Raw genomic sequence first — 26,702 nt, 5'->3', positions numbered from 1 at the left:
CCCCCGTCCAGTGCAGCTTAGATGGACAACCTGAACGGGCTACAAGGTCTTCTCGTAGCAGACACCGAAAGGAATCGCAGCGTAGTGCCCAAAAGCGTCAATCCGTTGGTATCCCAAGCTCTCGTAGAGAGCCATAGCCGGCACTTGAACGTGGCCAGTTTGAAGCACCAAAGAGCGCGCCTGAGCTTCTCGCGCTACGCCCTCAAGCGCGTTCATGAGTCGGCGCGCAGCACCCTTGCCACGATGGTTCGAGTCGACGAAAACCTTCTTGACCTCAAGGGATGACCCAAACGGGCGCAAGGCTGCGTGCCCGATGACCGAATCGCCATCGAGCACCAGCGCCGTATGAGTAATCTCCGACGGCGCAATCGTCAACGCTGCATGTACCGCAGCGCGACCAGCATCATCGAGCTCTGCCTGACGGTCGGCATACATCGCCGTCGTCTCGACATCCATCGCCGCTCGCTGCTCAACCGCTCGTGGATCAAGCCAATCGACCCACTCAACGGTCAGGCTCACTCCGCTTTGACCTTGGTGGTTGCCGACGCGTTTGCCTCATACGAGGTGTTGGTCGACTCAAAGAAGTTCACGAGTTCAAGAGTGTCGTTGGCGGTTGCCATCCACTTGGCCGGGTTCGTGACCTTGTAGTGGGCTTCGAAACCAAGCTCCTCGAGGCGTCGGTCAGCCAGGTACTTGACGTACTGGTTGATGTAGTTGGCGTTGAGCCCGAGGATGCCACCGGGGAGAAGGTCGTGGTTGTAGGCCTCTTCCATTTCCACAGCATCCAGAATCATCTGGCGAATTTCGTCAGCGAACTCTTCGGTCTGAATCTCGGGGTTCTCTTCGAGCACCGTGAGAATCAGGTTGATACCGAATTTGAGGTGCAGGCTCTCGTCGCGAACGACCCAGTCCATGAGCGAACCGAAGTTGCGCAGCAGGTTGCGCTGACGGAATGACAGAGCGACCATGAATCCCGAGTAGAACCAGATGCCCTCAAGGACCACGTTGTACGCAACGAGGTTGCGAATGAAGTCTTGCTTACCTTCGATGGTGTTGATGTCGAGGGTCTGCTCCGTCATACGACGGATGTACTTCATCTCAAACTCTTCTTTGCGCGCCATGGATGGCACGTCGACGTGAGAGTTGTAGGCAGCTTCACGGTCGATGGGGAAGGTCTCGAGAACGTACTCGAAGCTCATGCAGTGGTTCGCTTCTTCCCACATTTGCTTCGCCAAGTACAGCGAGCATTCTGCAGCAGAAACATACGGGTACACACCGAAAGCGAGCGCCTTGTTGACGAGCAACTCATTCGGGTTGAAGTAACTCATGAGGAAGGTCACTGCGTGACGCTCTTCATCAGTCATCTTCTTGAAGTCGGCGATGTCTTCGCCCAACTGAATCTCGTTAGGGAACCACGTGTTGGCGACGGCCTGGTCGTACAGGTCCATTGCCCACTGGTACTTGATCGGCTTCAGTAGGAGGCCATCTTGCAGGCCTGTTCCTAGAATTCCCATTACTGGCAGCTATCGCACTGAAGGTCGTCCATGGGATCGACGGGAACGAAGTAGTCGTCTGTGATGTTGTCGCGGTTCATTATGCTTCTGCCTTCTTTGCAAATCCGCCGAAGCCTCGGCGTGCGGGAGTTGATGATGCTGCGGTTGCTCCGGCCTCAGACGATGCAGCCTTAGTCGACGAGATCTCCTCGGACTTGTTGACCTTGACGGTCGACTGCTCTGCCTGGTGGCGGGGCTTCATGTGGAGGTAGTAAGTGGTCTTGACGCCACGAGACCACGCGTCGAAGTAGATGTCCATCATGTCGCCGAGGTCACGCGTCTCGAGGTACATGTTGCGGCTGATGGCCTGGTCGATCCACTTCTGGGCACGAGCGGCAACCTCAAGGAACGCATACGGCGAGAGCTGGAAGCTCGTCTTGAATACGGCCTTGATGTCGTCGGGGATGCCGGCAACGTTCTGGATGTCACCCTGGCTGCGCAGAATAGCTTCGCGGTTCTTCTCCCACAGTCCGTGCTCCTGAAGCGTCTCCACGAGGTTGCGGTTCACTTCAAGGAACTTGCCGTTTGACGTCGAGCGGCTGAAGATTTGCGAGAACTGCGGGTCGAGGCCGGGCGTCGTGCCGGCAACGAGACCAATGGATGCGGTTGGCGCGATCGCCATGAGCGTTGCGTTACGCATTCCACCCTTGACCTTTTCACGCATGGCATCCCAGTCAAGGCGCGTCTTGCGGTTGACCTTGATCTCCATGCCACGGTCTTCTTCGGTGAGCGCGATGGAGTCGAGCGGCACGAGGCCTTCCGACCAACGGCTGCCTTCGAAGTTCGTGTACGAACCGCGCTCCTTGGCGAGTTCGGTGCTGGCATCGATCGCAGCGTAGGAGACGTGCTCCATGATTTCGTCGATGAGGTCGTAGGCCTCTTCGCTCTCGTAGCTGTAGCCGAGCTTCTCGATGATGTCGGTGAAGCCCATGACACCAAGGCCGACGGCGCGGTTCTGTTCGTTCGAGAAGTCTGCTTCTTTCACACTGGAGCGGGTGATGTCGATGAGGTTGTCGAGCTGGCGTACCGCCAGTCGAGCGCTCTCAGCAATCTTCGCGAAGTCAACTCCGCCTTCAGGCAGGAGGTGACGCGAGAGGTTGATCGATGCCAAGTTGCAGACGGAGACGTTGTCTTCGTCTTGCGGGAGCGTGATCTCGGTGCACAGGTTGGAGAGGTGGATCGTGCCCGTGTTGTTGTTGAGCGCACGGTTGTTGATGGTGTCTTTCCAGGTCAACCACGGGTGGCTCGAGGTCTGCAACGAGATGAGGATCGACTTGAACTGCTCGCGAGCACCGATCTTCTTGAACATGTGCATTTCGCCGGCGTCAGCCATCGCGACATATTCGTTGTAGCGCTTCGAGAAAGCCTTGCCGTAAAGCTCGTTGAGGTCGGTGACTTCGAGCGGGTCGAAGAGGTACCAAGAGTCGTCGTTCTGAACGCGCTTCATGAACTCGTCGCTGATCCACACTGCCGTATTGGCCGTGCGAGTGCGGCGGTAGGGGTCACCCGAGTTGCTGCGGAGTTCGAGGAACTCCGGGAAGTCCATGTGCCAGTTCTCCATGTAGAAGCACAGCGCACCGAACTTCTTGCCACCGCGGCTTACCGCACGCAGGATCGAGTCGATCGTGTGCATGAACGGGATGGGACCGGTTGAGGTGGTGTTGTTCGAGCGGATGGGCGAACCCTGAGCACGAAGCTTGGTGACCGAAAGGCCAATTCCGCCGGTGCCCTTAGTGAGCCACATGACATCGCGTGTCGTCTTAGCGATGTGCTCCATGTCGTCTTGCATTTCCATGACGAAGCAGTTGGCGAGCTGCGGGTAGATCGTTCCCGCGTTAACGAGAGTGGAGCCGGCAGCCAAGTACTCGAGGCTAGACATTTTCTCGTAGAACTTGAGGGCAGCCTCGTTGGGGTTCGCTTCGTTGAGCGAAAGACCCATCGCGATGCGCATCCAGAAGTACTGCGGAACCTCAAGCGCATCGCCATTGCGACCCTTGATGCCGTAGCGGTTGTTGAGCGTAACAACACCGATGTACTTGAGCAGTTCATCGTGAGCAGGCTCAAGGTGCTCGGCGAGAGCATCCAAGTCGAACATGCTGGTGAGGCGAGGGTCGAGGAGTCCCTCTTCTACGCCACGGATGACGTTGGGGCCGAAGTGCTCTTTGTGCAGACGCTTGAGGTCAGCGGCGTCGGTGTAGTCACCGAGAACGCGCTTGTAGATCGTCTTGAGGAGAAGACGGGCTGCAACGGTGTCGAAGGCCGGGTCATCTTTAACGTTTTGGAGAGCAACCTGAATGACGGCTTCGTCGAGTTGCTGGGTCGTGATGCCATCAAACAGCGTCAGTTCGAGCTCGGAGGCGATCTGGGTTACCCACGTGATGTTGTCGTCGAGACCGGTGGCGGCATCTTCAATTGCGAGGTTGATCTTGTTGGCGTCATACGGCTCTCGCTGACCGTTGCGCTTGACGACTGTAATTGCCACAAAAACTCCCTAAAATCCCCATAAAACCTCGAAAACCGCGACCCCCGGCCAAGCGGTTCCACCACTATATATCGTGGGTGCCACCTGTCGCCAACCCTAGATGTAGTGGGCGTGTCCTCCACAGGTGTGGATAACTTCGCGGGGTTTTCCACAGCCTATGGATAACCACTGACACCCCAGATATCCGCGGAGAGCCGGCCTCTAATGACCGAAAAATGGCCCACTTCGACAGCTAAGCTGGAGTTCTTGTGAATGCTTACATCGACCTGTTGAAAACTCCGGGCATCGCTAGGATCATCGCGGCCCAACTAACCGCCCGACTGCCTGGCGGCATGCTCTCTTTGGCGATCCTGCTTCACGTTGAACAGATTCACAATTCTTATGGCGCTGCCGGCCTAGTGCTCGCGGCAACGAGTATCGGCCAAGGCGTCGCCGGTCCCCTCACCAGCCGTTGGATGGGCATTTGGGGAATGCGCAAAGTGCTCATCCTGACTCTCATCATCTCGGCAGCCGCAATCTTCACCATCGCGCTCGTTCCGCTCAGCGTCGGCATGTTCATGGTCGTCGGTCTCATCGCCGGACTCAGTAACCCGCCGGTGCAACCAGCAGTACGCACGATCTACCCCAAAATGGTGAACTCGAAGCAGCTGACCCCGCTGTTCTCTTTGGATGCCTCTGCCCAAGAAATTATCTGGGTAGCCGGACCAGTAATTGCCACCTTCCTTGCCATTCAGATTTCCACGACCACAGCGATTGTCGTTGCTGGAGCCTTCCTTCTCGGCGGCGGCGCGTGGTTCATCGCCAGCCCGGAAGTCGGTCAGGTGCGCATCCCGCGCAGCAAACGATCCTTCGGCACCGTGCTGCGTCGACCACCCGTGATGTTGGCAACAATCACCGGCTTCCTTCTTGTCGGTGCTGCCGCAGCGGTCGAAGCATCCGTCGTCTCAGTCTTTGGACACGACGGACCCCAGGCCGGTTTCGTACTCGGCATCTGGGCCATCGGTTCGCTCTTCGGCGGCCTTTTCCTTGGCCACCTCCCGATTGGGCCGTGGGCTCTTGCTCGCCGCATGTTCATCGTTTTTGTCGGCATGGCTTTGGCGATGTTTAGCCTCAACTTTTGGTGGCTTGCCATCATGCTGCTCATCGCCGGTATTGGCATCGCCCCGGCCTTCGCCGTCATCTTTGCCATCGTGTCGGCAAGCGTGAAGTTCAGCGATACCGCCGAGGCTTACGGATGGGTCGGCACCGGTCAATTGATTGGTGCAGCCCTCGGTTCCGCTGTCGCCGGGTTCCTGATCGACGCCTACGGGCCCATCGGTGGATTCTGGGCAGCCACCGTCATCGCCGCTCTCGGCGTGCTCGTCCCCACAATTTTGCGAGGATGGCACCCCGACCTGCGCGGCAAAGACGCGAGCCCCATCCCCGACACCGAACCAATCAGTACGCTGCGCCAGTAGCTAGCGCGTAGCTAGCGCGCCGCTACCAGCGGGGATGAACGGCCGCGCGAAAGTGGCGATCGTAAATGTCTCGCACGCCAGCCATGAAGCCATCGCTCAGCGCCTGAACATCACCGGCTGCGGCATTCGACTGCGCCTGAGCAATGTTGCGCGCTCCCGGGATCACGGCACTCACGCCGTGCTGCTGCGCAACCCATGCCAGAGCAACCTGAGGGGTCGAGAACTCGGCAACGGCAGGCTCCGCCGCCAGCAACGCTGCGAACTCTTGAGCGGCGGCAACACCGGTCTCGAAGTCGACACCCGAGAACGTCTCGCCGACATCGAAGGCTTCGCCGTTGCGGTTGTAGGTGCGGTGATCGTTCTCGGCGAAAGTCGTGTCTGCGCGGTACTTACCACTCAGCAAACCGGATGCCAGCGGCACACGGGCGATAATTCCTACGCCTGCGGCAGCAGCGGCCGGCAATACCGCATCGAGGGGTTTGAGGCGGAAGGCGTTGAGGATAATCTGCACGCTCGCCACGTGCGGGCGGGCGATTGCGGCGAGCGCTTCATCCGCAGTTTCGACGCTCACACCGTAGGCGGCAATTGCCCCTTCGGAGACGAGAGTATCCAGATCGTCGAAGACGGCATCCATGCTGAAAACGGCGGTTGGCGGGCAGTGCAGCTGAACAAGGTCGAGCGTGTCGGTGCCAAGGTTGCGTCGCGAGCGATCGGTCCATTCGCGAAAGTTAGTGAGGGTGAAGTGTGCGGGGTCTTGCTCTGCGCGGCGCCCCATCTTGGTCGCGACGGTGATGTCGAGTTCTGGGCGATCGGCGAGATAGCGACCGATGAGGGACTCGCTGCGCCCATCACCGTAAACGTCTGCGGTGTCAAAAAAGGTGACTCCGCCATCGACGGCAGCGTCGAGCACGCCGCGAGCATCCGCTTCGCTTACATCACCCCAATCGGCACCAAGCTGCCAGGTGCCGAGGCCAATTGCGGAAACAGAGCGGCCTGTGCGGCCAAGAGTGCGGATGTCCATGGGATAACGCTACGCCTCCCCCGCGACAATTCTGCACACGGCAGAAAACTCGCGACCAGCGGCTGCTCGGCAACTTTGGTGAAAGCCCAGCAAGAACAGCGTGGTTCTGGTGTAGCGGGTGGTGAGAATGGTGGCCATAGTTTCGGTGTCGATTCCGATGACGGAAGCATAATGCAGCGAATCTTCGATGTACTCTCGGCAGGCAGCGTCGCGGATGCGCGGCGAGCATGACGGTGATGGCCCTCACGCCGCGTGAGAGTGTGCGCACTGGCCAAATAATTCGCGCGCTAGTGAGAGAATTCGGGAATGGATGACCTTCTCGCTTCCCTTGCCCGCACGACACCGGTCGCGATCTCGCCGACAGTTCTGATCATCATCGTGGCCTCAGCCGCGGTGCTGAGCATTCCGCAACCGATCTGGAAGTGGTTCGGGCTCTTCACCACCCTTGTGCACGAACTCGGGCACGCGGTTGGCGCTATTCTCACCGGTCGATTTGTGCACGGAATGAAGATTCGGATGAACCATTCGGGAGAGGCAGTCAGCAGCGGCCGCGGCAAACTTGGATCGTCGATCAGCGGGTCGCTCGGCTATCCCGCCCCCGCAATCGTCGGCGCCATCCAGTTGTGGTGCGTTACTCAGGGCTACACAGCGATGGCGCTGTTCGTCGGTGGCATCATCCTTATTCTCACCTTGCTTGTCATTCGCAATCTCTTCGGGTTTCTCGTTGTCGCCGTTTCGGCCGCGGCGAGCGCCGCTCTCTGGGTGTGGGCCACCCCGGAACAGCAAAGCTACGTTCTGCTCGTGATCGCCATCGCGCTTCTTGTCGGAAGCGTGCGCGGCCTCGCCACCGTGATCGGTGTACACACTCGTCGGCGCGACCAACTGAGCACGTCAGACGCCTATCTGCTCTTCAAGCGCACCGGCATCCCTTCGGTGGTGTGGTTATTGCTCTTCGCCGTCCTTATTGGTGCGAGTGTCATCTGGGCTGTAACGACCGTGCTCGAAACGTACTAGCGCGCAACGCTAGTGTCGCTGTTTCGCCGAGGGTAAAAGCACCCCGCGCGCGATACGCTCCGGCCGAAAACCGTAACCCACAATTCGGGCAAGCACGGGGCGGATGCGCGGCAGGACGACCGCGATCACCAATCGTTCCCGCAACCATGGTGGGTTGTGGATGACGGTACGACTCGTCGCCCTGTCGATCAGCCGGTGAGCTACCCGTTGCATGCGCTGCATGAGTGCGGTTGGCAGGCTACGGCGACGCTGAACGGCAGCACACACGGAGTCGATCGCTGCGGCATCCGCCCCGTGCTTTCGCAACACGGGAACAAGGATGTTCGCCAGCGCGACCGCATCTTGGATCGCATAGTTGATACCAACGCCGAAAGCTGGCGACATCGCGTGGGCGGAATCGCCAATGCAGAGCGCACCCGGCACTGACCATTCGTGAATTCGATTGATCTGCACAGAGAGCAGTTTCACTTCAGCAAAGCTGCTAATTGCTGCCGTGACATCGGTGAGCCGGGGCGCGATGCTGCCGATTTTACGGCGGAAGGCTGCAATGCCATTCGCTTGCAGTTCCGGGAATGTACCTTTGCGAATGAGGAGACCGCACTGAAAGTAGTCGGGGCGCGGAATGGTAACGAGGGCGCTGCCGTTGCGAATCTGGGCCAGAGTATCGCGCACAGCTTTGGTGGGTTTTGGCACCCGAAACCACAACACATCAATGGGGACGCCGTAGTCGGTGGGCACGAGACCGAGCGCCTGGCGCACGGTGGAATCGCGCCCGTCAGCGGCAATAGTTAGTGCGGCCCGTACCTGAAGTGTGCCGTTTGGCGTTGAAGCCGCGACCCCAACTACGCGTCCGTCGTCGCGGATCACATCGTGCGCAGTTGCTTCCATCACGAGTCGAAAACTGGGCTGTTTGTTGGCTTCTGCGACGAGCATGTTCAACAGATCCCACTGCGGCATGAGCGTTACGTAGCGGTGCGGGGCAGGAAGCGTCGTGAAATCAACAGCCCGAACTCGGATGCCGTCGATCACAGCGTCTAGAGTCGAAAGTTCGCTGTGGTCAATCGCTTTGGCTTCGTCGCGCAAGCCAAGCTGATCGAGCAGGTTGAGCGTTGATGGATGCACGGTGTCGCCGCGGAAGTCGCGCAAGAAATCAGCATGTTTCTCCAGTACAACGACGTCGATTCCGGCGCGGGCTAAGACAAGCCCTGCCACTATTCCCGCCGGGCCGCCGCCCGCAATGCATACCGTGGTAACAAGTTTTTCGTCCATGAAAAGCTCCGTCCCGTGACGCCTACGCTACTCCGGCAGAAATTTCACGGTCGGCGGTGATTACCTGGACAAGGCGTCGCGCGAGGCGCTTGCGCACGAGGTGATCATTAGCGTCCACCTTGTGCATCGTGACCTGGCGCATTTGCCCAATTATTTGCATGGTACCTGGCGCGATGAATTGATCGAGGGAGCCGTACACGACGTCGATGGGCACGCGAACAGAGGCAATATCACTGACCGTGGTTTGTGTCTCGATGCAGTTCTGCAAGCTCAAAACGAATGCGCGCCAGTTGCGTTCAGATACCTCCAGCACGTCATCGAGCTGGAAAAGTCGACGCAGTGTTATGGCAGTCGCCATAGTGAAGTCTTTGTTGGTGCGAAGAAATTCATAGGCCCGCAAGTAGGCTCCTACGCGCGCCCTCACGAGGGGATCACCGATTTGGCTTGGCGGCACGTAGATGGGCGGGCTCACTAAAACGAGCCGGCTCACTTGCCGCGGGTGGGTTGCCGCAAAGCGTGCTGCGAGCAAACTGCCCAAGGAGTGCCCTACGAGGATGAACGGCGCATCGAGCTTGAGTGACCGTATGGTCGCGGCTATCGCTCCAACATGCTCTTCAATGGTGAATGTTGCTTTCTCCGGGCTTGGCGAATCTCCGAAGCCGAGGAGGTCGAGCGAGATACAGCGGTAGTGATCCGAAAGTTGAGGCACGACGTGGGCGAACGTTGCTGCCGACGAAGCGATTCCGTGGAGAAGAATAATTACGGGACCTTCTCCGGCGTCGCCTGCGATATTGAGGAGCGGCGCTCTGTTCTGGAAGGTCAACCGTCGAATCGTGCGCCAGAGGCTCATAACCCCAGTATCTCAGCCAGCGCGGCCGGGATACTGGGGTGGCACCTAATTAGCGCAAGTCTTCCTTGTATTCGTTCTTTGCTTTCGTCGCTTCACGCTCAGCTTCTGCGCGCTTGAGCTCGGCTTCTGCCTTCGACACTTCGGCATCAGCCTGAGCCTGGTCGGCGGCGTCACTCACTCGCTCTTTAGTGTCGTCGACGAATTCGCCGACCTTCTTGGCGGTTGCTTCGCCTGCGTCTTTGGCGTTATCGATGAGACCCATGATTCCTCCTACTAGTGGTAATCCGTGTCTTGCCGTGCCCGCGATAGCGGCACAACTTCACGATACCCACGCGGCGGGGCCTCCCCAGCAGTTCCCATTGAAGGCCAAGCGATCTCTCAGTAGACGTCAAGCTCTTGCGCCGTGCATCTTCAACGGTGACGGCCGAAAAGTCGAAAACGTTGGGTAGTTTTTCTGGGGTTCACCGCTCTACGGTGAAACCATGAGGCGCACACTATTCATCACCACAGCACTTGCCCTATCGGCAATTACACTTTCTGGATGCTCGGCGGCAGTCGACGAAATGGCTCCAGGTGACACTCAAGAGTATGTACTTGAGCAACCAGCAGAGGTTCGGGCCGGCAGCGCGGAGAGTTCTGCCGATGGCGGCATCGCCTACGACCAAGCAGCTCCTGATTCGAGCCGCGACGTGATTACCACCGGCTACATGTCGGTGACCGTGAAGAGTCCGGATGAGGCGAGCGCTGATGCGATCCGCATCACCGAGTCTGTCGGCGGCCGCATTGACGGTCGAAGTGAATATGCGCCCCACGATGGCAACCGCGGCAGTGCAACGTTGACGCTGCGTATCCCGGCGTCAGAGCTCACCGCCACCTTGGACAAGTTCAACGAGCTTGGCGTCCTCCAAGAGATCTCTATCAATGCGGTCGACGTCACGATGCAATCGCGCGATCTGGATGCCCGCATTAAAGCACTGGATGCTTCAGTCGAGCGCCTGCTTGCGTTACTCACTTCTGCCGAGGACACTGACACGCTCATCAAACTCGAAACCGCAATTTCTAGCCGTCAAGGCGAACTCGAAAGCTTGAAGTCGCAGAAGCGCTACTTTGATGACCAAATTACGATGTCGACGATCACACTCAACCTCGTTTCCGAGGCCGACGCTCCCACTATTGAGCCTGGCAACTTCTTTGATGGTCTCGTCACCGGCTGGAACAGTTTCGTCGCATTCTTCGCCGGCCTGCTGGTCGCGCTTGGAGTGCTCGTTCCTTGGCTGATCTTCGGTGCTCTCATTGCCGGAGTCGTCATCCTGATCGTGCGCTCGAAGCGCCGCTCACGACGCACTAGCCGCGCGACAGAAAACACTGACCGTGAAATTACTGAAACTGAGGTCATCGAGGGCGAAGCGCCAGAGACAGCTCGGTCAGACTAAGAAGCGTCAGCGAGCAGTTCCCGAACCCGAGGTATGACCTCGGTTCCGTACAGTTCGATACTCCGCATCATCTGCTCGTGAGGCAGAGTGCCAGCGCTGTACTTCATGTCGAATCGCTGGATGCCGAGTGCGGAGATGGTCTTGGCCATCTTCTGCGCTACGGTCTCCGGCGATCCGGCATACATCGACCCGTGCTGCACTTCATCGATGAACTCGTCAACGCTCGATTCTGGCCATCCCCGGTCCCGACCGATACGGTCGCGCATGACGCGGTAGTGCGGCCACAATTCATCAACGACCTTCTCATCGGAGTCGGTGATGTAGCCGGGCGAGTGCACGGCGATGGGCAGGTCAGGCTGACCGAGTTCAGCAAGCGCGCGGTGGAATAGTTCGGCATACGGCGCAAATCGTTCTGGCTGGCCACCAATGATGGCCAGGACCATTGGCATCCCGTAGCGGGCTGCGCGCACGACAGACTCTGGGCTTCCGCCAACGCCGATCCACGTGTTGAGCTTGCCCGATTCGGTGCGCGGGAATACTGGCTGTTCGTTGAGGCTGGCCCGGAGAGTGCCCTTCCACGTGACGGGCTCCTCTTTGATGAGTTCGGCGAAGAGGTCGAGCTTCTCAGAGAACAATGTCTCGTAGTCGTTGAGGTTGTACCCAAAGAGCGGGAACGACTCCGTGAACGAACCACGCCCGAGGATGATCTCGGCGCGACCGTTCGAGAGCGCATCGACGGTAGCAAAACGTTCGTAGACACGCACGGGATCGTCGGAGCTCAAGACGGTAACCGCCGAGCCCAGTTTGATGTTCTTGGTCGCGACAGCGAGCGCTGCGAGAACAGTTTCCGGTGCCGTGATCGCGAAGTCGTCGCGGTGGTGTTCTCCGACACCGAAGTAGTCGATACCGAGCTCGTCGGCCAACACACCTTCAGCAACAACATTGCGGATGACCTGGGCCTGACTCAGCAGGCTGCCGCTCTCGTCTACCGAGACATCACCAAACGTGCCGAGTCCAAACTGAACGTGCTGATTCACGAGCTCCCTTTCGCTGAGACGCCAATCGCGTCTCTAGGCAAAACCGTAGCCGGGCATCCGCTATTCCGCGATTGCGCCGACCCCACCCGCCAGATGGCGGTTTCAGGATGCCGCTCGCACCATCCGAACGCAACAGTGCCCCGGTCGTGATATCGACCGGGGCACTGCAGGAGCCGATCAGTTGATCGGAGAGGGTGTACTTACGCTGCGGTGAGCGTGTTCGATACCGAGATGAGGGTAACGATTGCCGCGTTGATGAAGCCGGCGATGTACGGGTTGTTCGTCTCACGGTAGATCTTGCGCGAGATGACTGCGGTCACGGCCAGGATGAGGATGACCGGGTACAGCCAGATGCTGAAGATTCCGCCGAAGCCGTCGATCGTGTACCCCGTGGTGAAGAAGTTGGTGTACTGAGCAACGACGAGAACGATGGGTGCCAGAGCGTTGAAGAGCGCCAGCAGTGCCGTGTTGATCCATTCCTTACCGCGGATGGAGAAGCGGTTGAAGGCGTTGACCGCAACCGAGTTGGCGACAAAGTAGATCGCAAACAGTGGCAGGTACATCAGCGCAATGCCGACCTTGTCAGGAGTGAAGGCCTTGACAGCGATGACCCACCAGCGGAAGTCCGTCTTGAAGAAGTAGTCGAGCACGAAGACGATCGCGTATGCCGAAACAACGACGACCAGTGCGAGACCGATTCCGTGGAAGAACTTCTTCCAACCAGGCAGTACTCCGGATGCGCGAAGGTCAAGACCGTTCTTGCGTCCGAAGACGAGGTACGAGATCGTCATGATGATGATCGCGGCGATCGCGTTGATCGCGGCCCAGAAGGCTACGAAGAACACAGCACCCTGAGGCATGAAGAACGGAACGATGTTGAACGCGATCGCGCCCACCCACGGGGTGTTAGCGAGGATCAACCAGCTCCAACCGGAGATGATTGCCGAAACAACCAGTCCGCCCCAGAACCACGCGAGTCCCTTGCGGGTCGCCGGTACCACTGCTGCTGCCGGTGCACGAAGACCAGCGAAGGCACGGGTCGAGAGCATGGCGCGAGTGAAGGCGAGCAGGAAGATTCCGAAGCCGATCAGACCGAAGAGGGTGAAGGTCTCCTTGACCTGCCACACCTGCGAGCCGGATGCGATTTCGTTGGGAGCACCAAATGCTTCTTGGAAGAACTCGATCTGGCTAGCAACCGTCGTCTTGGAGATGGTTCCCCACGGGTGGTTTTCTGCCGGCGTGTACACAACGCGGAGAGCCTGCTGGCCATCAACGGAGTCGGTGTAGAACTCGCTAGCTTGGCGCTCGTCAGAGGAGACGTCCTCCGGGTTAGCACCAAAGTGCAAGAACGACTGAGCATTCGGGGTTCCGATGTAGTCACGCGGCGGGGTCAGAACTGCACCCTCGGGGCTGTAGCTGCGGAAGAAGAACTCGTCATACTGGTCAGCAACGATTCCGACATCGCGGGCACCGTAGAGGTTGAAGTATGCGTTCTCAGCTTCGGCATCCGTGTACACAGCGTCGTTGTCTACCAGCAGAACAGCCGAGATGAGCTGTTCGTCGGCTGCATTGTCGATGAACATCGAGAAGTTTGCTGCGCGCGCACCGTTCGAGTGACCGCTGACACCAATCTTGTCGGTGTCGACGTAGGGCAAGTCGGCGACGAGCTTAACAGCGTCGTACATTCCGGTTCCGCCGAGCGTGACATCGGGAGTCAGCGGCGATGAGTTGCCGTGACCGAACATGTCGATCGACACAACAACATAACCGCGACGGGCAAGCTCAACATAGTTGGCGTCTTGCATTTCGCGGTTGTTCCACCAACCGTGGCTGACCACGATTGCCGGAACCTTGTTGTCGACGGTCGCGGTGTCAGGCTTGAAGAGCAGAGCGCTCATCATCTGACCCGATGAGGTCTCCCAGCGCATGTCCTTAACGCTGATTGAGCCCGCACCGGTTTGCACGATGGACGCACCAATTGACGCGACCAACATCATTACTAGCGAGAGAACGAGCCAAAAGCTGTTCCTCTTAACTAACGAGGTTTTCATTGATTCCCTACCCCTTCGTGGGTATCGATTGCTGTGTGATTACGAACGTGACTGACAGCACGTCCTTCATGGGTTTTGGCAGGCAGATTAGGTCTCCACGTCCTCATCAACCCAGCCCATGGTCTTGGTTACCGCTTTTTTCCAGTTGCGGTAAAGCTGATCTCGTTCGAGGCGAGCCATCTGCGGCGTCCACCTCTTGTCTTCGTTCCAGGTCGCGATCACATCGTGTTCGCTTTCCCAATAACCGATCGCGATCCCGGCGGCGAACGCTGCACCGAGAGCGGTCGTTTCGGTGATGCGGGGGCGGATGACATCCACCCCTAGCTGGTCGGCCTGAAACTGCATGAGAAGTTCGTTTGCCACCATGCCGCCGTCGACTCGGAGCTCAGCGAGGTCGACTCCGGCATCCGCGTTCATGGCATCCATGACTTCGCGTGTTTGGTACGCGGTGGCTTCGAGCGCGGCGCGCGCGATGTGGTTCTTGGTGACATAGCGAGTGAGCCCGAGAAGGGCCCCCCGTGCATCCGGTCGCCAGTAGGGGGCGAAGAGTCCAGAGAAGGCGGGCACAAAGTAGGCGCCGCCGTTATCTTCGACTTCCAGGGCGAGACGCTCGATGTCTGGGGCGTCGGCAAACATGCCGAGGTTGTCGCGCAGCCACTGAACGAGCGATCCGGTGACAGCGATTGATCCCTCGAGCGCGTAGATCGGAGCGGCATCACCAATTTTGTAGCAGACGGTAGTGATGAGGCCGTTGTTGCTGTGCACACGCTTGGCACCGGTGTTGAGCAGCAAGAAGTTTCCGGTGCCGTAGGTGTTCTTCGCCATGCCCTCGCTGAAGCAAGCCTGGCCAAACGTGGCCGCCTGCTGGTCGCCGAGGATGCCCGCAATGGGCACTCCCGGTAGCGAACCGTGATCGCGGCAGTGGCCAAAGATCTCGCTCGAGGAACGAATCTCGGGCAGCATCGACATCGGGATACCCATGTCGGCTGCAATGTCTTCTCGCCACTGGAGGGTGTCGAGATCCATGAGCATGGTGCGGGAGGCGTTAGTCACGTCTGTCGCGTGCACTCCCCCATCGACGCCGCCGGTGAGGTTCCAGAGCAGCCAGGTGTCAATGGTTCCGAAGAGTAGCTCTCCGCGGTCTGCCGCTTCTTGGGCGCCGTCGATGTAGCGCAGAATCCAGGTGACCTTGGGTCCAGCGAAATAGGGTGCAAGCGGAAGCCCAGTGATGGCCTTGTATTTCTCGAGCCCCTCGGTACCGGCGAGTTCGTTCACAATGTTCTGGGTGCGCGTGTCTTGCCAGACGATCGCGTTCGTGACCGGCTTGCCCGTGAGCTTGTTCCACACCACGGTAGTTTCGCGTTGGTTGGTGATGCCGACCGCGGCAATGTCTTGATAGGTGAGGTTGGCACGCGCCAGAGAGAGACCAACCGTCTCGCGAACGTTGTCCCAGATCTCCATGGGGTCATGCTCGACCCAGCCGGCGCGCGGAAAAATCTGCTCGTGCTCGAGCTGCCCATTCGAAATGATGCGCGCGTCATGATCAAAGATGATCGAGCGAGAGCTCGTCGTTCCTTGGTCAATTGACAAAATGTACTGTGTCATTTTTGGCGTATCTCCATTGATAGTCAACGTGCGTTCGAGTGCGCGTTACGTTCGTATTTGGTGCTTTTTACGGGTTCTGCGTGTGCTGGGTTTCGTGGCCGGCCGGCGTTGCGAGTGGCACAATTTGGGGTGCTGCCTCGCGAACGTCAGAAGCGCTTTCGTCGTCGCGCGTGAGTGACGCTGCCTCTACGGCATCCGCCATCTGGTGGTAGACAGCGACTTCATGGGCGGTGGTCTCTTCTGTCCACCCGAGTAGCTTCGCGGCAATCTCTGCGACCTCGGGCACTACGGCGAGTCCCTCATTGAGGTACTCATAGTTCATTCGGGTGCGACGAACCATGAGGTCTTCGAGGTGCAGTGCTCCCTCATGCGTGATCGCGTACGCAATCTCGGCACGAAGGTAAGCGGATGCTTCCGCGAGCGGCTGCGACATCGTCGGGTCAGCATCCGCAATGGCGGCGATCTCTGAAATCTTGGCGCCGTAACGGTGCAACAGGTGATCGATCATCTGGTCACTCCAGCCGAAACGCTCGCTCAGGGCACGAGTGCTGTCACGGGCCTCGTCGAGTCCCTCAGCCCCGAGCAACGCCACTGATTGAGTGATCGAAGGGTTTGCTTGCGCTGCGTCTTTGCCAAGAGCAAAGTCAACGGCGTCCTTGGCCATCACCCGGTAGGTGGTGAACTTGCCACCGGCAATAACAGTCAAACCAGGAATGGGTGACGCGACGGTGTGTTCACGCGACACCTTTGCAGAGTTGGTGCCCTCCATGGTGCCGGGCTGCAGCAGGGGGCGTAGACCAGCCCACGTGCCGATAACGTCGGAGCGATCGATGGGGTTAGCAAGCACAGCATTTGCTTCAGAGATGACGTAATCGATGTCATCCGCTGTCGCTGCGGGGTTGAGCAGGTTCTCTTTCCAGGGAGTATCAGTCGTGCCAATCACCCAGTAGCGCGACCACGGGATGACGAACAGAACGCTCTTCGAAGTCTGCAGGATGAGCCCGGCTTCACCCGTGATGCGTTCACGCGGAACAACAATGTGGATGCCCTTGGAGGCGAGAACTTTGAGGCCGCCGCTTTCGTGGGCAAGAGCCTGAGTCTCGCCGGTCCAGACGCCAGTGGAGTTGATGACGGCCTTGGCGCGCACCGGGAAGGTTGTGCCGGTCTCGAGGTCGACGAGCACTGCGCCATTGACGGCACCGTCGTCGTTCTTAGTGATCTCGACTACCTGAGTGCGACTAGCAGCGTTGGCGCCATGAGCATGAGCCGTGCGAACGACGCTCACAACGTAGCGGGCGTCATCAACGTTGGCATCCCAGTATTCGATGGCGCCGACGGCGGCATCGTGGGCGAGTCCAGGGAAGCGGACGGCAAGCTGCTTGCGTGACAAGTGACGGTGCCACGGCACGCTGCGCTTGCCCTTGACGTTCTTGGTTGTCACGGTGGCGAGAAAATCGTAGAGCGCGATTCCGGCACCGACGAAGGCGCGCTCCCACACGTGGTGACGGAGCGGGTAAAGGAAAGGCAGCGGGCGAACCAAGTGTGGTGCAACGTTGTTGAGCAGCAAGTCACGCTCGGTGAGCGCTTCGTGCACGAGCTTGAAGTCCAACATCTGCAGGTAGCGCAGCCCGCCGTGGATCAGCTTGCTTGCACGGCTGGACGATCCGGCAGCCCAGTCTTGGGCTTCGACAACAGCGGTGTCGAGACCGCGGGTCGCCGCATCGAGCGCAATTCCTGCTCCGGTAATTCCGCCACCGATGACGAGGACATCGAGCTCGTGACCCGGCTGTGCGCTATCGACGAGGCGCTGGATGGCGCTGTCGCGGGTTGCTCGTGTCAGGGACTGATCAGTCATGAAAGCTGTGTTTCTTTCTGGTGGTGGCTTCCGCCGGAGCGGCTGTGAATCTTCTGGGATGATCCACTGCTCAGCAGCGTATTACGCTAGGAGCACCTAATGACAAACTGAGCAGAACATCTGCACGAACGTGCAAGGATGGACGACATGGAACGCGAAGAGGCAATGCTGTCCGCATCGTCGATGTATTACCTGCAAGACATCAAGATGGACACCATCGCCAACCACCTGCATATGTCACGGTCGAGCGTCTCTCGATTGCTCCGCGATGCGCGCGAAAGTGGTCTCGTTGAAATCACCCTGCGCCCGACCCCAACGCGCGGCCCAGGGCTCGCCAAGAAAATCGAAGGATGCTTCGGGATCGAAGCCCACGTTGTGCCGGTTGCCGACCTCGCCGACGAGGCTGAACGTCTCGATCAAGTAGCCAGAGCCACCGCCAGAATAGTCACGGGATGGTTCGACTCCGACATGATTATGGGCGTCGCTTGGGGTACCACTTTGGCGGCGATCGCGCGCCACTTGGGCAAGAAACCGACCCGCGGAAGCGCCATCGTTCAGCTCAATGGAGCAGCCAATGTGCGCACCTCGGGAGTCGAATATGCGGGCAACCTTATCGCCAGATTTGGCGAAGCATTCGATGCCCAAGTGCACCTTTTCCCGGTTCCCGCGTTCTTTGATTTCGCCGAAACCCGCAACGCCATGTGGTCAGAACGGTCAATTGTGCGCGTGCTCGAGTACCAACGTCGAGCAGACATTGCCCTGTTCTCGATCGGTGCGATCGCGGGCGAAGTACCCAGCCACGTCTACTCCGCTGGCTACCTCGAAGCCGGCGACATCCAGACCCTCGACAAAGAAGGAATCGTCGGCGACGTGTGCACAATTTTCCTGCGGGAAGACGGCACCTATGAAGACCTTTCCATGAACGCACGTGCAACCGGGCCGACCCCGGAAGAGTTGCGCTCAATCCCCCGGCGAATCTGCGGTGTAGCTGGCGACAACAAGGTTGTTCCCCTGCTGGCAGCCTTGCGAGCTGGTGTAATTACCGATCTGGTGGTCGATGAACAAACGGCAACGAAACTTGTGGAGCACGTCATGCAGCTCAAGGATGGGGCAGCATCAGCCGAAGAAATCGCCTTCAAGACCGACCACGCCGAGAATGCGGATCACGTCGAGAACTGACCGCTAGTTCACAATGTGCATGGCGCGAGCGGCATCCGTAATGCTTCCCGTCAGTGACGGGTACACGGAAAATGCCCGAGCAATCTGATCAACGGTGAGGCGGTGCTCGACACCCAGCGTGACAGACATGACGAGTTCCGAAGCGTTGGGCGCCACAATGACTCCACCGATGAGAGTTCCTGAACCGGTGCGTGCAAACAGCTTTACGAAACCGTCTTTGATGCCCATCATCTTGGCGCGAGGGTTCGAGGCGAGAGGCAATTTGTAAATCGTGCCCTGCGCGAGACCATCTTCGATCTGCTTCTGCGACCAACCAACGGTGGCAATCTCGGGCTGCGTGAAGATGTTGGATGCCACGTTGCGAAGTTCGATCGGAGTTACACCGTCGCCCATCGCGTGGAATACGGCAGTGCGGCCCTGCATAGCAGCAACGGATGCCAGCGGAAAAAAGTCTGAACAGTCACCGGCGGCATAGATCGACGGCATCGATGTGCGCGCGACACGGTTGACACGGATGTGGCCAGACTCTGTCAGCTGCACACCAGCCTCTTCGAGTCCAAGGTTTTCAGTGTTCGGGAGGGAACCGACAGCCATGAGGCAGTGGGAGCCTTCAACGGTCGTTCCATCCTGCAGCGTCGCCGTGACACCGTCTTTAGTGGTTGTGACGGATTCGGCGCGCGACTTGGAAAGCACCGTCATACCGTTGCGCTTGAAGACGTCTTCAATCACACGGGCGGCGTCTTCATCTTCGCCGGGTAGCACGCGGTCGCGAGACGAAATCAGGGTCACTTTGGCACCCAGGGCCGTATAGGCGGAGGCGAATTCAGCACCCGTTACCCCGGAACCGACCACGATGAGGTGTTCAGGGGTTTCCTTGAGGGTGTAGAGCTGGGTCCAGGTGAGGATGCGCTTGCCGTCAGGCATCGCCGAATCGAGCAGGCGCGGTCGTGCACCAACGGAAACGATGACGGTGTCGGCGTCGACTTCGTCAAAATCGGTTGCGGACTTGCCCTTACCTGTCGAGACCACGAGTCGCTGGGGCCCGTCGAGTCGGCCTTCACCCTCAATGACGCGAACCCCGGCTTTGATGAGCTGAGACTTCATGTCGTCAGATTGCTGCTGGGCTAGCCGCATGAGGCGCGCGTTGACGGCGGCAAGATTGACGGTAATTTCGGGGCGGACTACACGGCCAGAATCACCGCGAGAGTAGAACTGCACACCGAGGTCAGCCGCATCCCGAATCGCATTTGTCGCTTCAGCCGTCGCGATGAGGGTCTTCGAGGGAACCACATCGGTGAGAACTGCCGCTCCACCAACGCCAGCGCGTTCAACGAGGGTGACTTCGGCCCCCAATTGCGCTCCCGCCAGGGCTGCTTCGTAGCCGCCAGGGCCACCGCCGAGTATTGCAATACGTTGGGTGCGCTCGAACTCATAGGCCATGCAGCAATTCTCTCGCGCTTCTGGCCCAGCGACAAACCGCGGCCAACTCGTGGGCGTTGCTCAGATTCGCATCGAACCCCAAGGCGTGTCGCAACAGTCACGGTTTAGAGTGGATGCCATGTCACAGTCGCCAACCACAAACCCCCTCGACGACCCCAACGCAGACCCATTCGCGGTCGCGCAAGAAGCGGCTGACGCTATCGCCGCAGCAACAGGAGTCGAGAAGCACGACATCGCCCTCACCCTCGGGAGTGGGTGGGGCAAAGCCGCCGACCTCATCGGCGAGACAACGGCGACCATCGCGGCATCCGACATCCCTGGATTCTCGAAGCCAGCGCTGGAAGGCCACGTCGGCACGCTGCGCTCCATTCTGCTCCCCAGCGGCAAGCGCGCTCTCGTGATTGGCGCCCGCACCCATTACTACGAGAACCACGGTGTTCGCCGGGTTGTCCATTCCGTGCGCACCGCAGCGGCAACCGGTGCAACCACCATGATCCTCACCAACGGTGCCGGTGGCATCAAAGAGACCTGGAAGCCAGGAACCCCCGTTCTTATCAGCGACCACCTCAACCTCACCGCCGACTCCCCTCTCGAGGGTGCAACGTTCATCGACCTCACCGATTTGTACAGCAAGCGTCTTCGAGAGATCGCTAAGTCGATCGACTCAACCCTCGACGAGGGCGTGTATACCCAGTTCCGTGGCCCCCACTACGAAACCCCCGCCGAAGTGCAGATGGCCAAGACCATGGGCGGCCACATCGTGGGAATGTCCACCGCGCTCGAAGCGATCGCCGCGCGCCAAGCAGGCATGGAAATCTTGGGAATGTCGCTCATCACTAACCTTGCTGCCGGCATCCAGTCGACTCCCCTCAGCCACGAAGAAGTCATTCAGGCAGGCAAAGACGCTGAAGTGCAGATCAGCACCCTGCTCGCACAGATTGTGACCGCACTATGAGCACCGAAGCCCTGAATACCGAACAACTCATCTCAGCCGCCAACGCGTGGCTTGAGCAAGACCCTGATGCTGTCACCCACACCGAACTCGAAGCGCTGATTACGGATGCCGTCAACGGTGACGAGACAGCAATCACCGGACTCCACCACCGCTTTGACACGCGGCTCGCGTTCGGCACTGCCGGGTTACGCGGGGAGCTGGGTGCCGGCCCGAACCGCATGAACCGGGTTTTGGTCACTCAGGCGGCTGCGGGACTTGCCGCCTATTTGCTCACTCATGAACTCAGCCCGAGCATCGTTATTGGGTACGACGGCCGCATTAACTCTGAAGTCTTTGCCCGCGATACGGCCACGATCATGGCTGGCGCCGGTGTTCGTGCCATTTTGTTGCCGCGGATGCTCCCCACGCCAGTTCTCGCGTTCGCTGTTCGTCATCTCAATGTGAGCGCCGGCGTGATGGTGACGGCGAGCCACAACCCGGCAAACGATAACGGCTACAAGGTTTATCTCGGTGGGGATAACCACGGTTCGCAGATTGTGCCACCGGCTGACGCCGATATTGCCCACGCTATCGACATCGTTGCCAAGGGGTCGATTGCAGACCTGCCTCGCTCCACCGACTTTGTCACGACTGATGACGGTGTTGTTGACGAGTACATTGCGCGCACAGCAGCTCTCGCTGGTCCTTCCACGGAGATTGTTTACACCTACACCGCCATGCACGGTGTCGGGTGGGAGACCAGCAAAGCTGTCTATTCACAGGCCGGCTTTACCGATCCCGCCGTTGTCGAAGAACAGGCCCACCCGGATGCTGCCTTCCCCACGGTCGCTTTCCCCAATCCTGAAGAGCCGGGAGCCATGGATCTCAGCTTCGCTAAAGCTCGCGAGGTTGGCGCCGACATTGCTATTGCTCACGATCCTGACGCTGACCGCCTCGCGGTTGCGCTGCCGGGTCGCGACGGCGAGTGGCGTCGGCTGAGCGGAAACGAAGTGGGTATCTTGCTGGGGTGGCGCGCGGCAGAACGCGCTAACGGCAAAGGTGTGCTCGCGGCATCCATCGTCTCCTCGCCAGCATTGCGCACAATCGCGGGGGCTTACGGTCTGGATTACCACGACACCCTCACGGGTTTCAAATGGATTTCCCGCATTGACGGGCTGACGTTCGGCTACGAAGAAGCACTCGGTTACCTTGTCGACCCCGCGAAGGTTCGAGACAAAGATGGCATTTCAGCCTCGGTCGATTTCCTCTCGCTTGCTGCCGAACTCAAGGCTGAAGGCAAGACGGTGCTCGACCGCCTCGATGAGTTCACCACACAGTTTGGTGCCTTTGCTTCACGTCAAGTGTCGATGCGCTTCGCCAAGATCTCTGAAATTGGCGACATGATGACGAAGGTGCGCACCAATGCTCCGGCTGAAGTCGGAGGCCACCGGGTTGTCACGTTCACCGACTTCATCGACGGCGTCGATGGCTTCATCCCCAGCGACATTCTGCGCATGGATTTCGAGGATGGCGCTCGCGTGATCGTGCGACCAAGCGGCACCGAACCAAAACTGAAGTTCTATGTGGATGCGATGAGCACTTCCGGCAACGGCGCCGAGCGTCAGGCTGCTGCAGAAGCTGTCGCGAGTCAACTTGAGGCTGGCATGCGGGAGCTTTTGGCCTAGAGCCCACTTCCACACCACGCGCATCCTGCGCGAAGCAACGCTGAGGGCGTCTGAGGGGTTTACCCGAGGGCGTCCTCAAGCTTTTGCTTGAGTTCTGAGGTGTCAAAGAGATTGACGATGACGATGACGTCGGCGTTTGTCTTGCCGATGGCCTCGACGAACTCTTGGCTCGTGAGAATGATCTGAGCGTCGGCTGCGACAGTGCGCACTGAATTCACGTCAGCGGCGACAACGGTCGCTTCGAGGTCGAGCGCACGCAGTGCGCGCTCGGCGTTCACCTTGAGCACTCCAGAGGAGCCAATTCCGGCACCGCAAATGGTCACAATTTTCATGACGGAACGACCCCCATAATGTGTTGAACTTCTGCTGCGGTTGTTGCTTCGGCGAGCTGGTCAATCGCCGAAGAGTCGTTGAAGATATTTGCGACGGCCGCAACAGCCGCGAGATGCGCGCCTGCTTCAGAGATCGCTAGCCCGAGCACAACCCGAACGGGATCGTTGTGGGCGTGACCAAAACGAACTGGCTCCTTGAGCGTCACGATCGACAGTCCGTTAGCTATAACCTGTGGTCCCGGGCGGGCGTGAGCCAAAGCGAGGCCAGGAGCGATCACGACGTAGGGGCCGTGATCTTCGATCATCCGGATCATTTCGATGGCGTAGCCGGGCTTGGCAGCACCGGATCGTGCCAATGCCGCCCCGGAGAGCGAAACGGCGGCACGCCAGTCAGCGGCGAATGCTCCGATGTCGATTGCGGATTCAGGAAGCGGAGGCAGCGACATCGTTACGCGCTTTCGAATCCAGCGCTGATGGCCTCAGCGAGGTCCTCGCGCTCTTCGATGGGCAAGAAAGCGGCAGCAGCAGCATTGATCTGGAAGACCTCAAGATCGGTGAGGTCGTATCCGAAGGCCTCTGTCAGTAACGAGAGCTCGCGGCTCAAACTCGTTGCGCTCATCAGTCGGTTATCGGTGTTTACCGTGACCCGGAATCCGAGCTGGTAGAGCAGGTCGAAGGGATGATCGACAAGTTCGTCACCCCACTGTTCGATTGCACCGGTTTGTAGGTTGGATGATGGGCTGAGCTCGAGAGCAATCTCACGGTCCTTCACCCACTGCGCGAGGTCGCCGAGTGAGACGTACGTGTTTTCGTCATCTTCACGAGCGATCGTGATGTCTTCGGCTAGGCGCACTCCGTGTCCCAGTCGCAGGGCGCGGCCGTCAAAGAGGGCACTGCGAATGCTGTCGAGGCCATCCGCTTCACCGGCGTGCACTGTGGCCGGAATGTAGTTGTGGGCGAGCAGATCGAACGCACCGCGCATTCGGCTAGCGGGGTAGCCGGCTTCTGGCCCGGCGATGTCGAAACCGAGAACTCCACGATCCCGGTGACGAATCGCGAGCTCGGCAATTTCGGTGCCACGATCGGTCTGGCGCATTGAGCTCAAGAGTTGGCCAACACGAATGCTGCGGCCACTTGAGCGAACAGCGTCGGTTCCTTCTTCGAGCCCCTCTTGCACCGCAGCGACAGCCTGATCGAGGTCGAGACCGTTCTGCAGGTGCTGTTCTGGTGCCCACCGAATCTCACCATAAATAACACCGTCGTCGGCGAGGTCGTGCACGAATTCGCGGGCGACTCGCTTGAGGTTCTCTTGAGATTGCATGACAGCGATAGTCACGTCGAAGGTCTTGAGGTAATCGACAAGCGAGCCGGAGTCTGCTTGCTCAGCAAACCAGGAAGTGAGTTTCGCTGGGTCTGTTTCGGGGATCTCGAAGCCGATCTCCTCGGCAAGTTCCACGATTGTTTGCGGCCGCAATCCGCCATCGAGGTGATCGTGCAGGGAAACCTTGGGGAGCGCAGTAATGCTTGCGCTGCCTCCGGGCATCAGAAAATTCTCAACAGCGGCGTTCATACCCACAAATCTACCGTGCCAAACTCTGAAAGCCCTCTGTGGTTTTGCTGGATGACGTTAAGATTCTGTAAATGCTCGCCCTTGGAGCACTTCTGAGATTTCTTTCGCGGCATCCGCTGCGAGCTGGAGCACTCGTTCTGCTTCAACTTCACTGAAAGCGGTTGCTACGTAGGGCACGGTAATCGCTGCGACGGTCCCGGTCGAGCTCCGCACAGCAGCGACAACATCGGTGATGCCGGGATGAAACGTGTCTGCGCGCACGAGGGGTTCGGCATTGTCTGCTGCAAGCACGAAACCGGTTCCTGTGGTCTCGATCTCAAATGTAGCCCCCACGCGCACGCCGAAACCAAAGTCTGCGGGAGACTCCACTTGGGCGATCACTCGCACCCTGTTTCCATCCAACACCGCAAGGTTGCAGGACTGCCGCGTCTGCTCCGCTAACTGCCGCATGATCGGCAAGGAGACGCTGATCAGTCCTCGCAGTGGCGAATGCTTGTGCGCAAGGTCAAGCAGCTTCATCGCCAGCACGTAGAGTCCGGACTGCTTGTCGCGGAACACAAAACCGCGACGCTCCAGGGTCGATAGCACCCGAAATATTTGCCCGGTACTTCGTCCCGTGGCATCCGCTATCTCTGACTGGCTCAGCGACCCCGGAGTTTCCGCGAGCAATTCGAGAATGTCGAGGCCCTTTTCCAGGGCCGGGGCTGGGTACTCCGGTGTAGCGACCACTAGCGGTCTGCCTTCATTGCGATGAGCATGCGGCGGGCAATCTCGCGATTGATGGGGTCAGGAACCGGTTGCGCTCCCAACACCAGAGTCTCAGGGGCAGTAGCCACCCGTTCGAGCGACATCGCTTGGAGCAGAAACCCGAGGTCCATTGATTCGATCGAGTTTCCTTTGGGTTCACTGCCGGCGAGATTGATCATGCGTCCGTCAGCTAGGAGCGTGACGTGACGATTTCCTGGAAGATCGATTCGCTCGATAACGGTGTCGATTACGGTGCTGCTGATGGCGAGATCGCGCAGGGCGAGCACATCGATTTCCCAAGGAAAGTGACCGCAATTGACGAGCATTGCACCGTCAGCGACCACCTCGAAGAAGTCGGTTCCCAAAACTTGCGGATGCCCGGTCGCGGTGATGAATACTTCGCCCCACTGCGCCAGATCGAGCATGTTTGCCACGCGGTAGCCGTCTAGCGCTGCTTCAAACGCTTTGATTTCATCAACTTCTACTACGGCAACTTTTGCGCCAAGGGCGCGAAGGTAGTGAGCGACTCCGCGACCGCACCAGCCGTATCCTGCGACCACGAATCGTCGCCCGGGAACCATGAGATTGGTGATGCGCATAAAGCTCTCGGCCACGGACTGACCGACCGCGTGTTTGTTCTCACCGAGCAGCGCGAGCGGGCTGTCGTTGATGAGCACCATAGGAAACGGCACGTATTCCGCGAGTTCTGACCGGAGGCGGTAGCCGCCAGAACTGGTTTCTTCGGTTCCACCAATGATGTGGGATGCGAGTCCGGACTCGGCAACCGTGGCAACGAGGTCGGCTCCGTTGTCGAGCAGGATGTCTGGCTCGGCGGCGATCACGTTCACAATGTGCCCGTGGTGCTCATGGGGAGTGTCATCGCGACTACCGAAGATAGTCATTCCTTGTTCGCGCAAGAACGCGACGATGTCATCTTGCGTCGATCCATGGTTTCCGGTGGCCACAATCTCGGCGCCCCCAGCGGCCAGAGTTTCGAGTAGCACAGCCGTCTTGGGCTCTAGGTGCAGAGACATACCGATACGGCGACCAGCGAAAGGTTGGGTCTCGGCGAAGTGTGTGCGCATTTCGGCGAGCAGAGTCATGCGTGAGCGAATCCACGTGAGACGGGCGGCTGCGCGTTCAACAAGTTCACTAGTCATGACGCCACTCTACATATATGAATCTTAT

Annotated in this window: 23 protein-coding genes; 6 read left to right on the top strand and 17 right to left on the bottom strand. The window is 59.0% G+C overall.

Going from position 1 to position 26,702, the window contains the following annotated elements:
• Window positions 1–39: 39 nt before the first annotated feature.
• The 3 genes from AC061P_RS03015 to AC061P_RS03005 form a co-directional block, all read right to left on the bottom strand.
• Window positions 40–519, bottom strand: coding sequence for a GNAT family N-acetyltransferase (locus AC061P_RS03015; RefSeq protein WP_449648261.1), 480 nt, complete (start codon window positions 517–519; stop codon window positions 40–42).
• Entirely contained in the window at window positions 516–1,514 is a 999-nt protein-coding gene (locus AC061P_RS03010) for a ribonucleotide-diphosphate reductase subunit beta (RefSeq protein WP_449648262.1), read from the bottom strand. Before AC061P_RS03010 ends, AC061P_RS03015 begins: the two co-directional genes overlap by 4 nt.
• Before the next feature lie 79 nt (window positions 1,515–1,593).
• Entirely contained in the window at window positions 1,594–4,035 is a 2,442-nt protein-coding gene (locus tag AC061P_RS03005) for a ribonucleoside-diphosphate reductase subunit alpha (RefSeq protein ID WP_449648263.1), read from the bottom strand.
• A 248-nt stretch (window positions 4,036–4,283) separates the two neighbouring features.
• On the opposite strand from AC061P_RS03005, the gene AC061P_RS03000 reads away from it, so the two are divergent.
• Window positions 4,284–5,492 carry an MFS transporter gene (locus AC061P_RS03000; protein ID WP_449648264.1) on the top strand — a complete coding sequence of 403 codons (1,209 nt, stop codon included), beginning with the start codon at window positions 4,284–4,286 and terminating at the stop codon, window positions 5,490–5,492.
• Window positions 5,493–5,514: 22 nt separating this feature from the next.
• Here AC061P_RS03000 and AC061P_RS02995 read toward each other — a convergent pair whose 3' ends face one another.
• Window positions 5,515–6,513, bottom strand: coding sequence for an aldo/keto reductase (locus tag AC061P_RS02995; RefSeq protein WP_480391785.1), 999 nt, complete (start codon window positions 6,511–6,513; stop codon window positions 5,515–5,517).
• Window positions 6,514–6,819: 306 nt separating this feature from the next.
• Between AC061P_RS02995 and AC061P_RS02990 the strand changes: the two genes are divergently transcribed.
• Window positions 6,820–7,527 (top strand): M50 family metallopeptidase, encoded by a 708-nt coding sequence (locus AC061P_RS02990; RefSeq protein WP_480391784.1) that lies wholly within the window; start codon window positions 6,820–6,822, stop codon window positions 7,525–7,527.
• Between the two features lie 9 nt (window positions 7,528–7,536).
• Here AC061P_RS02990 and AC061P_RS02985 read toward each other — a convergent pair whose 3' ends face one another.
• The 3 genes from AC061P_RS02985 to AC061P_RS02975 are packed head-to-tail and all read right to left on the bottom strand — an operon-like array spanning window position 7,537 to window position 9,908.
• Window positions 7,537–8,796 carry an FAD-dependent oxidoreductase gene (locus tag AC061P_RS02985; protein WP_449648268.1) on the bottom strand — a complete coding sequence of 420 codons (1,260 nt, stop codon included), beginning with the start codon at window positions 8,794–8,796 and terminating at the stop codon, window positions 7,537–7,539.
• 22 nt (window positions 8,797–8,818) lie between these two features.
• Window positions 8,819–9,646: an alpha/beta fold hydrolase gene (locus AC061P_RS02980; RefSeq protein ID WP_449648269.1), complete on the bottom strand. Its 828-nt coding sequence runs from the start codon at window positions 9,644–9,646 to the stop codon at window positions 8,819–8,821.
• Window positions 9,647–9,695: 49 nt separating this feature from the next.
• Window positions 9,696–9,908, bottom strand: coding sequence for a hypothetical protein (locus AC061P_RS02975; protein WP_449648270.1), 213 nt, complete (start codon window positions 9,906–9,908; stop codon window positions 9,696–9,698).
• Window positions 9,909–10,128: 220 nt separating this feature from the next.
• On the opposite strand from AC061P_RS02975, the gene AC061P_RS02970 reads away from it, so the two are divergent.
• Window positions 10,129–11,079: a DUF4349 domain-containing protein gene (locus AC061P_RS02970; protein ID WP_480391783.1), complete on the top strand. Its 951-nt coding sequence runs from the start codon at window positions 10,129–10,131 to the stop codon at window positions 11,077–11,079.
• Here the strand turns inward: AC061P_RS02970 and AC061P_RS02965 are convergent.
• The 4 genes from AC061P_RS02965 to AC061P_RS02950 all read right to left on the bottom strand — a co-directional run bounded on the left by AC061P_RS02965 (window position 11,076) and on the right by AC061P_RS02950 (window position 17,627).
• Complete coding sequence (locus tag AC061P_RS02965; protein ID WP_480391782.1) at window positions 11,076–12,116, bottom strand: LLM class flavin-dependent oxidoreductase; 1,041 nt, start codon at window positions 12,114–12,116, stop codon at window positions 11,076–11,078. The two genes, AC061P_RS02970 and AC061P_RS02965, sit on opposite strands and share 4 nt — an antisense overlap.
• A gap of 200 nt (window positions 12,117–12,316) precedes the next feature.
• The gene (locus AC061P_RS02960; RefSeq protein ID WP_449648273.1) at window positions 12,317–14,167 is read right to left on the bottom strand and encodes an alpha/beta hydrolase family protein; all 1,851 of its coding nucleotides are present in this window, start codon (window positions 14,165–14,167) and stop codon (window positions 12,317–12,319) included.
• Window positions 14,168–14,254: 87 nt separating this feature from the next.
• On the bottom strand, window positions 14,255–15,772 hold the full coding sequence (gene glpK, locus AC061P_RS02955; RefSeq protein ID WP_449648274.1) for a glycerol kinase GlpK: 1,518 nt from the start codon (window positions 15,770–15,772) through the stop codon (window positions 14,255–14,257).
• Between the two features lie 67 nt (window positions 15,773–15,839).
• Window positions 15,840–17,627: a glycerol-3-phosphate dehydrogenase/oxidase gene (locus AC061P_RS02950; protein ID WP_449648275.1), complete on the bottom strand. Its 1,788-nt coding sequence runs from the start codon at window positions 17,625–17,627 to the stop codon at window positions 15,840–15,842.
• A gap of 147 nt (window positions 17,628–17,774) precedes the next feature.
• On the opposite strand from AC061P_RS02950, the gene AC061P_RS02945 reads away from it, so the two are divergent.
• Window positions 17,775–18,806, top strand: a complete 1,032-nt coding sequence (locus AC061P_RS02945; RefSeq protein WP_449648507.1) for a sugar-binding transcriptional regulator — start codon at window positions 17,775–17,777, stop codon at window positions 18,804–18,806.
• 3 nt (window positions 18,807–18,809) lie between these two features.
• Here the strand turns inward: AC061P_RS02945 and AC061P_RS02940 are convergent, their stop codons facing one another.
• Window positions 18,810–20,246 carry an NAD(P)H-quinone dehydrogenase gene (locus tag AC061P_RS02940; protein ID WP_449648276.1) on the bottom strand — a complete coding sequence of 479 codons (1,437 nt, stop codon included), beginning with the start codon at window positions 20,244–20,246 and terminating at the stop codon, window positions 18,810–18,812.
• Window positions 20,247–20,364: 118 nt separating this feature from the next.
• On the opposite strand from AC061P_RS02940, the gene AC061P_RS02935 reads away from it, so the two are divergent.
• Together AC061P_RS02935 and AC061P_RS02930 are read left to right on the top strand one after the other, a co-directional pair.
• Window positions 20,365–21,201, top strand: a complete 837-nt coding sequence (locus AC061P_RS02935) for a purine-nucleoside phosphorylase (RefSeq protein ID WP_449648277.1) — start codon at window positions 20,365–20,367, stop codon at window positions 21,199–21,201.
• Window positions 21,198–22,865 (top strand): phospho-sugar mutase, encoded by a 1,668-nt coding sequence (locus tag AC061P_RS02930; protein WP_480391781.1) that lies wholly within the window; start codon window positions 21,198–21,200, stop codon window positions 22,863–22,865. Before AC061P_RS02935 ends, AC061P_RS02930 begins: the two co-directional genes overlap by 4 nt.
• Before the next feature lie 59 nt (window positions 22,866–22,924).
• Here AC061P_RS02930 and AC061P_RS02925 read toward each other — a convergent pair whose 3' ends face one another.
• The 5 genes from AC061P_RS02925 to AC061P_RS02905 are packed head-to-tail and all read right to left on the bottom strand — an operon-like array spanning window position 22,925 to window position 26,674.
• Window positions 22,925–23,197 carry a PTS sugar transporter subunit IIB gene (locus AC061P_RS02925; protein ID WP_449648279.1) on the bottom strand — a complete coding sequence of 91 codons (273 nt, stop codon included), beginning with the start codon at window positions 23,195–23,197 and terminating at the stop codon, window positions 22,925–22,927.
• The gene (locus AC061P_RS02920) at window positions 23,194–23,643 is read right to left on the bottom strand and encodes a PTS sugar transporter subunit IIA (RefSeq protein ID WP_480391780.1); all 450 of its coding nucleotides are present in this window, start codon (window positions 23,641–23,643) and stop codon (window positions 23,194–23,196) included. The genes AC061P_RS02925 and AC061P_RS02920 overlap by 4 nt, the downstream gene beginning before the upstream one ends.
• A 2-nt stretch (window positions 23,644–23,645) precedes the next feature.
• Window positions 23,646–24,767: an adenosine deaminase gene (locus tag AC061P_RS02915; RefSeq protein WP_480391779.1), complete on the bottom strand. Its 1,122-nt coding sequence runs from the start codon at window positions 24,765–24,767 to the stop codon at window positions 23,646–23,648.
• Window positions 24,768–24,824: 57 nt separating this feature from the next.
• The gene (locus tag AC061P_RS02910) at window positions 24,825–25,496 is read right to left on the bottom strand and encodes an IclR family transcriptional regulator (RefSeq protein WP_449648282.1); all 672 of its coding nucleotides are present in this window, start codon (window positions 25,494–25,496) and stop codon (window positions 24,825–24,827) included.
• On the bottom strand, window positions 25,496–26,674 hold the full coding sequence (locus AC061P_RS02905; RefSeq protein ID WP_480391778.1) for an adenosylhomocysteinase: 1,179 nt from the start codon (window positions 26,672–26,674) through the stop codon (window positions 25,496–25,498). Before AC061P_RS02905 ends, AC061P_RS02910 begins: the two co-directional genes overlap by 1 nt.
• Between the last annotated feature and the right edge of the window lie 28 nt (window positions 26,675–26,702).

This window comes from Rhodoglobus sp. G.S.4 (assembly GCF_056619605.1).
This window is presented reverse-complemented; position numbering and strand designations above follow the sequence as displayed.